This is a genomic window from Halobiforma nitratireducens JCM 10879, from assembly GCF_000337895.1.
In the GTDB taxonomy this organism is placed as follows: Archaea; Halobacteriota; Halobacteria; order Halobacteriales; family Natrialbaceae; genus Natronobacterium; species Natronobacterium nitratireducens.
The window spans coordinates 1-13,320 of sequence record NZ_AOMA01000012.1 but is presented as its reverse complement, the minus strand read 5'-3'; the positions used below and the strand labels follow the sequence as shown (position 1 = coordinate 13,320).

Below are 13,320 nucleotides of genomic sequence, written 5' to 3'. Positions count from 1 at the left end.
ACGGCACGACGTTCGTTCGAACGAAACGCACGCCGAGGGGGCTGGGGCTGGGTGTGGGCGGCGAAGACGGCCCTCCCGTTCGCGGAAAGCAAGGGCTCCCCTCTGCCCCCTCGGTGACGCCACCACCGAAAACACGACCAATGACCTCACACAGATCGAACGACACCACGGACGTCTTTCGTTCCGTCGAACTGCCCGACGGGAGCGACCCGGTTTCGAAAGGAATCGTCACGAACGTCACCACGAGGAGTGGAACGACGACCGTCGAGGTCGCTATCGACGGTCTCGGGGAGTCCCTCGCCGAGCGAATCGTCCAGCAGATCCGCGGTGCTGCCCTGGCACAGCCGGGCACTGACCACGTCCGCGTGATCCCGACACAGCAGGCCGAGAACGACGTCGAGCTACCAACCGTCGACCACGTCGTCGCCGTCGCGAGCGCAAAGGGTGGGGTCGGCAAGACGACGATCGCGGTCGCGCTCGCTCGGACCCTGTCTGTGCGCGGCTACGATGTCGGCTTGTTCGATGCGGACATCTACGGCCCGAACGTGCCGCACCTGCTCGAGGACGTCGAAGGACCGGTGTTGACGAACGAACACGGCCAGCCGGTACCACTCGAGGGGACTGACGGGCTCGAGGTGCTGAGTCCCGGGGCCGTGGCCGGCGATCCACCGACAGCTCGTCGGGGAGCGATCGCCTACGGGGCCGTCGAGAACTTGCTCGGTCAGGGTGCCTGGACCGACCGGGACGTGCTGATAATCGACATGCCCGCAGGGTCCGACGATGTCGTCGGTGCAGTTCTCGAGCACGTGCCAGTCGACGGCGCAGTGTACGTGACGACGCCGTTCGATGCCAGCGTCGACGACACGAGACGTACCAGAGAGCTGTTCGAAGAACGGGGCGTCACGTCCATTGCAGCAGTGGTCAACATGAACAGCGTCGTCTGTGAGTGCTGTGGCGAGCCCAACCGGTTGTTCGAGGCCGACATCGACCTCGACGTGCCGGCGATCCACGAACTGCCGTTCGACCGGGAGCTACAGCGGAATCCGGGCGGCCACGAGCGACGGACGACCGACGCCGTCGACGAGTTCGTGACGACCGTCGCGGAGTTCGTCGAAGCGGTGCACGGAACCGTTCCGGACGATGCCCTCGACCTTCGTGGACTCCCCAAAAACAGTCAGGTCAGACAGTTGAGCGACGAACTCGCGACAGCGACGCCGGGTTCCCGCGTACGGGCCGTCGTCGAGGACCCACCGGCGGTCCGGGAGCGACTCGAGTCGGATGCGGGTGAGCTCTTCGACGAGCTGGAACGGTCTCAGATCGGGACGACCGGCGCGTTACTCGAGATCGAGATCGAGGCTGAGGCCGAGACCGAGGTCGATCGAGCCCGGAGTTGATCGATCGGCCCGGCGTCGCTTACGGTTCGATGGCGGCGAGATACCGTTTTCCGGTCGGTACCGATCGGTCGACGAACCCCGTATAAAAATCGCCATAGTTCTTTGGCGATACAGTGGTCTTGCTGGTTCTTTGATGAGCACATGTATGGTTCGGACCGCCACAGTCACGGCACCGTCGAGCCCCTCGAGTTCGGTGGAAGATCGGTTCCGATCGACGGCAGGGACGGCCGCTCGAGGTGAGAGACGAGTGGTAGAGGGGTCCGTGAACCCGGTCCGAAACGTCCGCCTGACAACGAGAACGCGCAACTGACAATGACAACAGAACGCGCAGTACGGGACCCGCCGTTCGACGGAACGGGTGGTAGCGATGACTGACCGAGAGCGGACGACCGTCGACGGCCCAGCCGAGGGTGACGCCGATCTCGAGGACGGACTCCTCTCCCGACGGTTCGTCCTGAAGACTGGTGCAGCGGCGTCGACCGCAGCTCTCGCCGGGTGTGGCGACCTCTTGACGGAGGAGGACGAAGCCGCGGAACTGAATCCGTTCGAGGAGTATCCCGACCGCGATTGGGAGGGGCACTACCGGGATGTCTGGGACGTCGACGACAGCTACATGTTGATGTGCCGTCCCAACGACACCCATCACTGCTATCTCGAGGCGTCGGTCAAGAACGGGACGGTCACTCGGCTCGGTCCGTCGATGAACTACGGCGGGGCCGAGGACCTGTACGGGAACGAAGCCTCGGATCGATGGGACCCACGGGTCTGTCAGAAGGGACTGGCGATGATCGAGCGGTTCTACGGCGACCGTCGGGTCCAGGCCCCGATGATTCGCGAGGGGTTCCGCGAGTGGGTCGACGACGGCTTCCCGCGGGACGACGACGGGTCGATGCCCGAGGAGTACGCCCAGCGCGGCGAGGACAGTTGGTACGAGGCCGACTGGGACGAAGCTTACGAGTACGCCGCCGAGGCGATACTCGAGATCGCCGAACACTACTCCGGTGACGACGGCCAGGAGATGCTGCTCGAGCAGGGCTACGACGAGCGTGTCGTCGAGGAGGCCCAGGGTGCGGGTACCCGCTGTATGAAGTTTCGCGGCGGGATGCCCCTGTTGGGTCCGATCGCCCTGTTCGGTCAGTACCGCTTTGCGAACTCGATGGCACTGACCGACCACCACGTCCGCGGAGTCGACGAGGACGACGCGCTGGGTAGCGTCGGCGGGGACAACTACTCGTTCCACACCGACCTCCCGCCGGGACACCCACTGGTCACGGGACAGCAGACCGTCGACTTCGACCTGGCCAACGTCGAGTACGCCGACAACATCGTCCTCTGTGGGATGAACTGGATCGCGACGAAGATGGCGGACTCCCACTGGCTGAGTGAGGCCCGGATGAAGGGAGCGAACGTCACCGGCATCTTCACCGACTACAACTCGACATCGTACATGTGCGACGAGCTGGTCGTCGTCAGGCCCGGCTCCGACCCCGCACTCTTCCTCGGGGTCGCTCGAGAGATCATGGACAACGAGTGGTACGACGAAGAGTTCGTCCGCTCGAATACGGACCTGCCGCTGCTGATCCGGATGGACGACGGCGAGCACCTCCGGGCCAGCGATCTCTTCGACGACTACGAACTCGCGGACCTCGAGCGGACCAACGTCGCTTCCGAGGCGGACCACCCAGCACCACCCAGGGGAGATGTCGCCGACCAGTACATCACGCCCGAGCAACGCGAAGCGTGGGACGACTTCGTCGTCCACGACGAGGACGCCGGGGAGTTCCGGGCCGTCCACCGCGAGGAAGTCGGCGACGAGTTCGACGTGTCTGCCACACTGGAAGGGAGCTGGGAGGTCGATATCGACGGCGAGACCGTCGAGGTCCGACCGCTGTTCGACCTGATCTACGAGCACCTCGAGGAGACCTGGGACGCCGAATCCGTCGCCGAGGTCACGGGCACCGAGCCGTCGGCAGTCGAGAGTCTCGCCGAAGGCTTCGCCGACAACCAGGAGCAGACGCTGCTGATCACGGGGATGGGTCCGAACCAGTATTTCAACGGCGACCAGAAGGACCGAACGGCGTTCCTGGTCGCCTCGCTGACCAGCAACATCGGACTCCACAGCGGCAACATCGGGAGCTACGCGGGCAACTACCGCGCCGCGATGCTCAACGGCATTCCACGGTTCCACCTCGAGGACCCGTTCGATCCCGAACTCGATCCCGACGCGACCCCCGATGTCGACGGGCGACTCACGATGGAGTCGATGCACTTCTACTCGCATCTCGACCAGCCACTCGAGATCGAGGGCGAGTATCACATGGGCGACACCCACATGAACACGCCGACGAAGTTCTTCTGGGTCGCCGGTTCGAACTCCATCCTCGGCAACGCGAAGGGATCGTACAAGATCATCGAGGGAATGCTCCGCAACGGGAACATCGAGGCGTTTTTCACCAACGAGTGGTGGTGGACCCAGACCTGCGAGTACTCCGACATCGTGTTCCCGATCGATTCGTGGGCCGAACAGCACGTCTACGACATGACCGCCTCGGTGACGAACCCCTTCCTGACGGTCTATCCCGAGGGCGGGATCGATCGAATCTACGATACGCGCCACGACGCACAGGTCTACAAGGGCGTCGCCGAGGAACTCGCCGACCGGCTCGACGAACCCCGGTTCGCGGAGCTCTGGGAATTCATCGACGAAGACGAGTATCAGGCCAAACCGTACCTCCAGCGCATCCTCGACGACTCGAACATGACGAAGGGGTACGACGTCGAGGAACTGATCGACCGGGCCGAGGAGGGACAACCCGTCCCGATGATGGGTGGGTCCTATCCCAACCGACGAGGCGGCCGTCAGATCGATGAGGACGAGCCCTGGTACACCCGGACGGGGCGACTCGAGTTCTTCCGCGAGGAAGAGCCGTTCCACGAGACCGGTGAGAACATTCCGGTCTTCAGAGAGCCGGTCGACGGCACCCGCTACCGGCCGAACGTCCTCGTCGACGACAGCGATCACCCGCTGATCGATCCCGACACGCCGGACGATCTGGGGTGGGACGACGACAGAGTCGACGACGCCGAGGCGCGGCAGGTCCGCAACGAGGTGTTGTCCGTCGACGAACTGCTCGACACCCAACACCCACTGCAGGACATCGATTCGGACTTCCAGTACTCCTATATGACGCCGAAGTATCGCCACGGTGCCCACACGTTCGCGAACGCCCTGCCGAATATTGCCGTCTGGTGGGGTCCGTTCGGCGACAGGGACCGTGAGGACGACCGCAAGCCGTACTTCGGCGAGGGGTACGTCGAGATGAATCCCGAAGACGCCCAGGAAGAGGGCTTCGAGGACGGCGACTACGTCTGGGTCGACGCGGACCCAGCCGACCGTCCGTACCCGGGCCACGAGGACGACCCCGACGACTACACGGAGTACGCCCGCGCGCTGATGCGTGTGCGATACCAGCCGGCGATGCCGCGTGGCGTCACCCGGAGCTGGTTCAACCTCAACCAGGCCAGCCACGGGACAGTCGAGGCGACGCCGGACCGCGAGGGACTGGCGAAAAACGAAGAGACCGACTACGTGTCGCTGTATCGCCGAGGAGGTCACCAGAGTATGACTCGGACCTGGCTTCGCCCGACCCTGTTGACCGACGAGATGAATCGCAAGGACCTGATGGGACAGTCCATCGGGCAAGGGTTCGCGCCCGATATCCACTGTGCGAACGGTGCACCTCGGGAGTCGTTCGTGAAGTTCGAGAAGGAAGGCGATGCGGGCGAGGACGGCGACGGTCTCTGGCGACCCGCGGAACTGGGGCTGCGGCCCGGCTACGAGGACGACAGTATGGAACGATACCTGAGCGGCGACTACCTCTCGACGGGGGATGATTGACCATGCCAACGGTTGAAAACTGGCAGATCGGCCGCGAGATGGACTTCCCCTACGAGGAAGCCCGTCCGGAACGGCAGTGGGCGGCCGTGTTCGACCTCAACAAGTGTATCGAGTGTCAGACGTGTACCCTGGCCTGTAAGACCACCTGGACTCACGAGGAAGGCCAGGAGCACATGTTCTGGAACAACGTCGAGACCAAACCCTACGGCTCGCACCCGGTCGGCTGGGACCAGCGGATGCTCGAGGAGATGGGGACGATGGAGTGGGACGGTGAGACCTACGAAGGCGATACGATGTTCGAGACGGAAGACGTGGACTGGGACGATCCCGACAACCACCCGACGGAAGGGGGCGTCGACGAGGACACCGCCGGATTCATGCCGAGTACCGACGACTGGCGGTATCCCAATCTCGGCGAAGACGAGACCCACGGGGAGGAGATTTCGACGACTACCCACTTCGACGACGACACCCACCCGGTCTGGTTCCACTACCTGCCCCGGATCTGTAACCACTGTACGTACGCCGGCTGTGCCGGCGGCTGTCCGGTGCAGGCGATCTACAAACGGGAGGAAGACGGCGTCGTCCTCATCGACGAGGACGCCTGCGAAGCACGGCTGGTCTGCAACGAGAGCTGTCCGTACAAGAAGGCCCAGTTCAATCCGTCCGAGAACATCTCACAGAAGTGTATCGGCTGTTATCCGAAGACCGAGGACGGGAGAGCACCACAGTGCTTCGAGAACTGTCTGGGCAAGATCCGCCTCCACGGCTACATCAACGAACCCGACGAGGCCGACTCGTCGAACCCGATCGACTTCCTCGTCCACGAGAAAGAGCTGGCGTTGCCGCTGTACCCACAGTTCGGTCTCGAGCCCAACGTCTACTACATTCCGCCGATCAACGCGCCGACAGATTACCTCACCCAGCTGTTCGGGCCTGGCGTCGAGGACGCGGTCGAGACCTACGAGGCGATGCGAAACGGGGAGGAGCCGGAAATACAGGGACTGCTCCATCTGATCGGGAGCACCGAGTGGTCGCTTACCGAGTTCGAGATCGACGGGGACGAGGCGGTCGGCTACTACGAAGGAGACGAGGTCGGCCGCGTCCCCATCACGGAACCGACGGCCGAACGGGATCGCTACGACGAAGACGAGGACGTCTACCGACTGGATATCACCTGACCATGAGCGACAACACGATCCTCGGCGGCCCGCCCAGTGGCACCGAGCGGCCACCGGACGAGTCGTCCGACGGCGACCAGGCGGCCGATTCCGTCGTGATCGACGCGCCGGGGACGGCAGCGACCGCCGTTCACCGGAACCGGCTGTACACCCTGCTCGGACTGGCCTTCGACCGACCCGACGACGATCTCGAGACGGCCCTCGCTGACGGGGCCGTCGGCGAACACCTCCTCGCGTCCGCGACGGCCATCGACGACGACGTAGCTGAGGCCGCACGGGCCGTCGTCGACACGCTCCCGGAAAGTGATGCGGACGCGAACGCAGCGGCGGAATCGCTCACCGATCTCCGGCACCGGTGGGCGTCGCTGTTCGGGGTCGAAGAAGGCGTCACGGTCTCCCCCTACGAGCTCACCTATCTGCCGGGACCGTTGATGACGAACGTGCGGCGACTCGCCGACATCAACGGGTTCTACGAGGCCTTCGACCTCGAGATCGCCGACGACCACAACGACCGTGGCGATCACATCTGTTTCCTGCTGGAGTTTCTCGGGCACCTCTCGCTTCGCGAAGCGTCGCTCCGTGAGCGTGGCGACCGGGACGGCGTCCGGATCGTCGTCGACGCCCGAGCCGCGTTGCTCGAGGACCACCTCGGTCGCTGGTACTGGCGGTTCGCGGACGAGGTGAGCCAACACGACGACGGCTTCTACGCCTCGGCGGCCGATCTGCTGGCCGCGCTCGTCGAAACGGAACTCGAGACCCTCGATCTCGACCCCGAGTGGGTGCCGGACGCACCTGAAGTCACCGAGTGGAACGAGGACGTGTTCGGCGATTCCGGTCGCGGGTGTGGCGGCTGCGGCGTCGACACGGCCGTGCCCGGTGAGGACGGCAGTCGGCCCCTCGAGAGCTCGGACTGGGACGGCCGGTCATAGCCTCTGGGCCCCCTCGCCTTTTTCGTGCAGACCCGCGTCCAACCGCGTGTTAAAACGAGTCACTGCCGTCAGTACACCGACGTGGACTCCGAGCCGGCCGTTTCGTCGTCGACACGCAGTGGGGTAGAGAGGCGTCGTTCAGGGAACCCGAACCGTATGCTCGAGCGTGCCGACGCCCTCGACTTCGATCGCGACCTCGTCGCCGTCCTCGAGCGGACCGACGCCGTCCGGCGTCCCGGTCGCGACGACATCGCCGGGCTCGAGGGTGAGGTACGTGGTGATCTCCGCGAGTAACTCCGGGATCGAGAAGATGAGTTGGTCCCGGGAGCCGTTCTGGCGAAGCTCGCCGTTGACACGGGTTCGGACGGCGGCGTCGTCGGGGACCTCGTCGGGCGTCGCGAGGACTGGACCGAGCGGCGCGGCACCGTCGAAGGCTTTTCCACGGACCCAGTTTTGCTCCTGGCGCTGGTCGTCGCGGTTCGAGACGTCGTTCATACAGGTGAACCCCTCGACGACGTCCATCGCGTCGGCTTCGGAGACGTGGCGACACTGCTCGCCGACGACGACGGCGAGTTCGGCCTCGTGATCGATGCGGTCCTTGCCGGCCGGCACGGTGACCGTATCTCCCTGGCCCGCGATGGCGTTCGGGGGTTTCAGGAACAGCAGCGGGCGGTCGGGAACGTCGTTACCCATCTCGTCTGCGTGCTCCGCGTAGTTGCGCCCGATACAGACGATCTTCGACGGTTCGCAGGGCGGCAACACCTCGATGGCGGAGACAGAGCCGGCGTCGGCACCCTCGCCGGCTTCGCTCTCGAGGTCGATGCTGTAGCTCTCGTTTGCGAAGTGGACGTGACCGCTCTCGTACTCGCCACGCCGGACGGCACCGCCGGGATCGCGGAAGCGAACGTATTTCATCGTACGCCCGTTCGGTCGTTTCGGCGGTTCAAAAGCGTTGAGAAGACGGCGGTTCTGGTCGTTTCCTGCCGTGTGGCCGGCCGTGGGTCGCTCCGGCCCGATCGAATCTGAGCGATACGTCAGCCTGTATCACGACGCCTCCGGAACGGAACTCTTTTTACTAGCCCCCAGCAATGAACGAGTGCGTTCGAGGTACGCTCCGTTGGTGAGGCGGTGCCGCCGCCGATGCACGGCGCGTGAAGACGTGAACGCTCCGTTGGTGTAGTCCGGCCAATCATTTCGGCCTTTCGAGCCGATGACCTGGGTTCAAATCCCAGACGGAGCATTTTTCTGAGGAACGTCGTGACGAAGAAAAAGCGTACGCTCCGGGATTTGAAGCACGGAAATCCGAGCGAAGCGAGGATTTGCATCGGGTTCAAATCCCAGACGGAGCATTTCTCTCTCACTCACACTCGAGAGCGGTGACTGGGCTCACTACTGTCCGTCAGTCCGATGCAACCGCGTCAGTCGCCCTTGTCCCGACACATCGGCGCAATCCGTCCCAGTCACTCCGTCGGACGAACGACGGTCACTGGCACGACCGACCGCCGGACGACCGTCTCGGCGACGCTCCCCAGCAGATACCGGGCGACCGAATCGCGACCGTGACTTCCGATCACTACGTGAGAGGGGGCGTTCTCGTCGGCGTACCGGACGATCGCGTCCCCTGGTTCCCCCGCCGCCAACGCCGTCGTCGCCGACACGTCGTCGGGGACCGTCTCGAGCGCCGACTCGAGGACGTGTTCTCCCTTGTCGCGCTCGTTCGAGTGCTGGTCTTCCGTACGGTATCCCGGGAACGAACGGTGGCGGCTGTAGTCGGCCATCGGTTCCATGACGTACAGCAACGTCAACTCGTCGTCCGAAAATCGATCACAGGCGTACTCGAGCGCCGCTCGGGCGGCGCTGGACCCGTCGTACGGGACGAGGACGTGCGTGGTCATATCGCTCCTACGACGCCCGGGTGATTAATTCCCGGGTGGCGACGACACTCGAGAACGGCAGTGAGGTCGCTGGCGGCTGGATCGCCCGTCGTACTCTTTGCAGTCGCTGCTTGCAGTCCTCGAGCAGTTCGGGCTGGTTTTCTTGGGGTTACTCGACGTCGTCGGTCAGCTTCTCGTTGATCTCGTGTCGGGTTCGAGAGACGGCTTGATCATACCGATCTGACTGTCCTCTCGATCTCGATCTCAATCTCTATCCAACGACTCACCCTCAGTCTCCGTACGCATCGCTCTCTATCGTGCCAGCTCTCGATCAGGTGGTAGACAGCACGAGAAATCGAACATGCGGTTCTATCACTGTCGATCATTTCCGGCCCGTGACGACAGTTCCGACCCCCAGCACCACGACGACTGCGCCGACGATCACGTTATTCCAGAACAGAATGCCGGCCGGATCGAAGACGAACGCGGACGCGAGCAGCCACAGTCCCAACAGCGCGGTCACGGCCGTCGCGACGACCCCCGGGACCGGCCCACCCCCGGGGAACGCGGCCGCGTAAGAACCGACGGCCGCGATCGCGGCTCCAACGATCACGTTGTGCGGCACGATCCATCCGGCCCCAGTGAAGAAGATCCCCGAAAAGAGGACCCACGCACCGATCCCGGCCGCGAGTCCGATCGCTCGCTGTGGCGTCGGTGACCCCGCTCGGACCGGGTCGGTTTCGGCTTCGGCCTGGGTTTCACTCGTCGTCATAGAACGCCGTTCGACCTCGAGATAACTAAAGCTATGAGCCTGTAAGAGCCGGTGAGAGTCCCGACACCGTAGCATCTACAGACCAGCCGCTCTCTCGAAGCGTGCTGCAGGACACGAGTCGCGGCGAGCGGTGGCTACCGAGCGGTTACGGCGAATCGGAAGCGTCGCTCGAGTAGAAGGCGGTCGTCACTGCACCGTGACTTCGTAGTAATCGGTGAACTTTACGTGGTCACAGCCGCGGAACCCGTCGACGACGGACCCGTCGACGTCGGCACCGTGACTGTCGGTCAATGCCGGGAACCGTTCTTTCGCCGACTCTCCCAACTCGTCGTAGTGACAGACGCGCGATTCGGCGGGGACCTCGTCGACTCGCTCGAGTGAGATATCTACACCCATGGTACTTCATTGCACACAATGGGGTGGAGTGACTTCAATATTTCTCCCACGAACAGTAATGAACGTACACAATGTGGACACTAAACCAGAGTAAAGTGGACAACCGTTTCTGGTGGTGCCGGTGTCTACTGTGCAATCGATCGGCTACCACTGATAGATATTGGTTAGAGTTATCCAGAATTCGAAATATATTAACGATAGTCCGTCGCCATCGGTAGCAATGCGAGGGACGCTGGAGAACGATACCGAGGGGGTATGTGAACGGATCGTAACGGCGGTTGCGGCACTCGAAGACGTGGACCCAGCCGAGTTACCGCCGCTGTACGAGGCGGTCGACCCGGATGCACTGACGGCGGCGTTTGCCGAGACCGAAGGGGGTACCGCACGATCCGGACGGATCGAGTTTCCGTACGCGGGGTACGAGGTGTCCGTCGAGTTCGGCGAGGAAGTAGTGGTCACCGTCGAGTAACGTGTACGGCCCCTACAGTCGTCACTGCACGTCAGTGCGCGCCTGATCGCCAGACGGATCGGCGATCAGTGTGCAAATCGTTGCAGTTGATACGATAGAAGCCAGCTTCCCGACGACCACGACCTGTCGGCAGTTTCGCTGGGACGATCGTAGCAGCGATCCCTCTCAGTCTCGAGGACCGCCCTCTCGGCAGCGTTCGAAACCGGACGGTCGACGACGGATGGCTGGCCACGGACCCCTCAGGGGTTGACGTCGGGTCGCTCGAAGGTCGTTTCGGCCTCGCCGGCATCCGTGTTTGCCGGTCCGGTCGCCGCAACCTCTGACAGCTCAGAACTTCCCGAGAGTTCCGGAACGCCGGGCCGCTCGAGGTCGCCATCACGCCGGAAGTAATAGGTGTCGGCACAGCCGGCGATCAGTTCCGAGAGGGATCGTTCTTCCTCGTGGACGACGGTCACCAGATCGCCGGTGACGCCGATCAACACTGCGTCCTCGGGTTTGTAGAGCGCGTCGCGCAACTGCTTTGCGGTGGCGTCGTCTGGAATCCGGAGCCGGACGCCGTCGACGGTCGCCCATCGCGTGTCCATGACCGTCCATTGGCTGACTGGACGGGAGACGATTGTGCGCGCAGCTACAGGCCGCCGTCGTCTCCCGGGTGATCGAGCCGCCCCGTCGTCGCGGCTCGTCCCCGTGTCCAGAGAGCCGTCCGGCTCGAGCCCAGCCGACCCGGAAACGCTTAGGGTGATCGCGCACCGAGCGCGAACGTGAGCGAAAATCGCGTCGTTCAGGGGCGTATGGTTACAGCCAAGAAACTCGCGGAACTCGTCGAAGGCGAGTCGGTCATGGAGGCCGAATCGATCGCGGAAGCCGACCGGGACTGTCCCGACTGTGACGGCGACGTCCTGACGGTCGGCTACATGCCGTCGGTCACCGAGTTCGTCACCGGCTGGAAGTGCCAGGACTGCGACTGGAGCGAGACCGACCGGGACTGAGACGGATTGCTGTACCGATGTACCGGTGCACCTGCGACCAGAAGCGGTCGTACCGGAACTGACGGACGGTAACCCGTGAAACGGTCACCAGACCAGCCACTCGAGCGCGGCGATCACCACGACCAGGAACACGTGCTCGCCGTCGACGACGAACCCGTAGTACAGCGGCCCGCGATCCGGCCGGGCGAACGGAATGTAGCCGGCGACGTAACCGTTCATCGCGAGCAACGCCAGAAACGCGGGTGACAGCGACGTGGCGACCACGAGGACGCCGACGGCCGCCGCGATCGCAGCGTTGGCGGCCTGCGAGTAGCGTCTAGTCGCGGCCGGTCCGAGCCGGTTTGGTACCGTCGCGATCCCTTCCTCCCGGTCGCCTTCGATATCCTTGACGTCGAAGATCACGGCAGCGACGGTGATCATCGCGGTCACGTACCCCGCGATGGCGAGTATCTCGAGCGTCCAGAGCTGACCGTAGTAGTAGCCCACCCCCAGCGGGATCACCCCCCAGGCGACGCCGACGAAGAGGTTCTTCACGAGGAAGACCTGTTTGACCCCGCCGACGGAGTAGAGGAGAGCAACGGCAAGGGGAAGCAGCAGGTAGCCGGCTCCAGGCAGTCCCAGGGCCACTGCAACGGCGATCGCGGCGAGGTACAGACCGACGCCGAGCGCGAGCCAGACGCGGCCGTATCGTCTCGTAAACGCCGCCCGCTTGGGGACGTTTCGCTGGTCTTCCTCGAGATCGGTGAAGCGATTGACGGTGTAGACGAACAGCGTCGCGGCGAAGACGATAAACAGTGGGAGCGCCTCGAGGGGCAGGCCGGCCAGGAGAACGGTCGTTACCGCCACGCTCGTGGTCGACAACGAGATGAAGAGGTTGCTGTGGACCAATCCGCGGAGACCGCGCTCGAGGGAGGCAAGCAACCGTCGCGCGGGGCACGTGGCAGTCGGGTTCGTCACCGGTGTGGTCGATTGGTTCGTGTGTCGCGTCTCGCTGCCGATCACTCGAGTCGGCTTGTCCGCCGGTCGATTTCCTCGAGACGGTCGTCCGACCTCACTTCGTCGTGTTCCGAGTCACGGCCGTCTACAGCGTCAACACGTTCGATCGAGAGGCCGTGTTCGGACTAGGGACTCCCGCGAGTCAAGCGCTTCGGTCGGAGCGACGAACCCGTGTTGTCGGTCTCACGTCTCGAGACTCGAGTGTCGACGGCGGTGTTTGCGAGAATCGTGCGGGAGGAGTGCGATCGTCTCTCGGCGTCTTCGTGCTCGTGGTCCGGTTCAGCTACACCCGTCCTCGATCGTCGACTCGGTAGACGCCCGACAGTAGGGGCCGAGTTGCTCTGTTGAACGCAAGAAGGCGACAGTATTGAATTTATGATATTCGTCTTAATGCCGCTATATGGCCTGAGAGTCCTGTTTTG

The 13,320-nt window shown here is 63.7% G+C and carries 12 protein-coding genes and 1 tRNA gene; 7 read left to right on the top strand and 6 right to left on the bottom strand.

Annotated elements, in window-relative coordinates:
- Window positions 1-140: 140 nt before the first annotated feature.
- The 4 genes from C446_RS01745 to C446_RS01730 all read left to right on the top strand — a co-directional run bounded on the left by C446_RS01745 (window position 141) and on the right by C446_RS01730 (window position 7,402).
- Window positions 141-1,394, top strand: a complete 1,254-nt coding sequence (locus tag C446_RS01745) for a P-loop NTPase (RefSeq protein WP_006671328.1) — start codon at window positions 141-143, stop codon at window positions 1,392-1,394.
- A gap of 367 nt (window positions 1,395-1,761) precedes the next feature.
- Window positions 1,762-5,292: a molybdopterin-dependent oxidoreductase gene (locus C446_RS01740; protein WP_006671327.1), complete on the top strand. Its 3,531-nt coding sequence runs from the start codon at window positions 1,762-1,764 to the stop codon at window positions 5,290-5,292.
- 2 nt (window positions 5,293-5,294) lie between these two features.
- Window positions 5,295-6,473, top strand: coding sequence for a 4Fe-4S dicluster domain-containing protein (locus C446_RS01735; protein WP_006671326.1), 1,179 nt, complete (start codon window positions 5,295-5,297; stop codon window positions 6,471-6,473).
- A gap of 2 nt (window positions 6,474-6,475) precedes the next feature.
- Window positions 6,476-7,402 (top strand): TorD/DmsD family molecular chaperone, encoded by a 927-nt coding sequence (locus C446_RS01730; protein ID WP_006671325.1) that lies wholly within the window; start codon window positions 6,476-6,478, stop codon window positions 7,400-7,402.
- Between the two features lie 138 nt (window positions 7,403-7,540).
- Here C446_RS01730 and C446_RS01725 read toward each other — a convergent pair whose 3' ends face one another.
- A complete protein-coding gene (locus tag C446_RS01725; RefSeq protein ID WP_006671324.1) occupies window positions 7,541-8,317 on the bottom strand; it encodes a fumarylacetoacetate hydrolase family protein in 777 nt (258 codons plus the stop codon).
- A gap of 250 nt (window positions 8,318-8,567) precedes the next feature.
- Between C446_RS01725 and C446_RS01720 the strand changes: the two genes are divergently transcribed.
- A tRNA-Glu gene (locus tag C446_RS01720) sits at window positions 8,568-8,642 on the top strand.
- Window positions 8,643-8,862: 220 nt separating this feature from the next.
- Here C446_RS01720 and C446_RS01715 read toward each other — a convergent pair.
- The 3 genes from C446_RS01715 to C446_RS01705 all read right to left on the bottom strand — a co-directional run bounded on the left by C446_RS01715 (window position 8,863) and on the right by C446_RS01705 (window position 10,444).
- On the bottom strand, window positions 8,863-9,297 hold the full coding sequence (locus C446_RS01715) for a universal stress protein (protein WP_006671323.1): 435 nt from the start codon (window positions 9,295-9,297) through the stop codon (window positions 8,863-8,865).
- Between the two features lie 361 nt (window positions 9,298-9,658).
- Entirely contained in the window at window positions 9,659-10,048 is a 390-nt protein-coding gene (locus C446_RS01710) for an SPW repeat domain-containing protein (protein ID WP_006671322.1), read from the bottom strand.
- Window positions 10,049-10,234: 186 nt separating this feature from the next.
- On the bottom strand, window positions 10,235-10,444 hold the full coding sequence (locus tag C446_RS01705) for a hypothetical protein (RefSeq protein ID WP_006671321.1): 210 nt from the start codon (window positions 10,442-10,444) through the stop codon (window positions 10,235-10,237).
- Between the two features lie 220 nt (window positions 10,445-10,664).
- Here C446_RS01705 and C446_RS01700 point away from each other — a divergent pair, with 220 nt between their 5' ends.
- Window positions 10,665-10,913: a HalOD1 output domain-containing protein gene (locus C446_RS01700; protein ID WP_006671320.1), complete on the top strand. Its 249-nt coding sequence runs from the start codon at window positions 10,665-10,667 to the stop codon at window positions 10,911-10,913.
- Between the two features lie 239 nt (window positions 10,914-11,152).
- Here C446_RS01700 and C446_RS01695 read toward each other — a convergent pair whose 3' ends face one another.
- On the bottom strand, window positions 11,153-11,497 hold the full coding sequence (locus C446_RS01695) for a hypothetical protein (RefSeq protein WP_006671319.1): 345 nt from the start codon (window positions 11,495-11,497) through the stop codon (window positions 11,153-11,155).
- Between the two features lie 177 nt (window positions 11,498-11,674).
- On the opposite strand from C446_RS01695, the gene C446_RS01690 reads away from it, so the two are divergent.
- Complete coding sequence (locus C446_RS01690; RefSeq protein ID WP_006671318.1) at window positions 11,675-11,902, top strand: DUF5795 family protein; 228 nt, start codon at window positions 11,675-11,677, stop codon at window positions 11,900-11,902.
- Between the two features lie 84 nt (window positions 11,903-11,986).
- Here the strand turns inward: C446_RS01690 and C446_RS01685 are convergent, their stop codons facing one another.
- Window positions 11,987-12,859 carry a UbiA family prenyltransferase gene (locus tag C446_RS01685; protein ID WP_049919968.1) on the bottom strand — a complete coding sequence of 291 codons (873 nt, stop codon included), beginning with the start codon at window positions 12,857-12,859 and terminating at the stop codon, window positions 11,987-11,989.
- Between the last annotated feature and the right edge of the window lie 461 nt (window positions 12,860-13,320).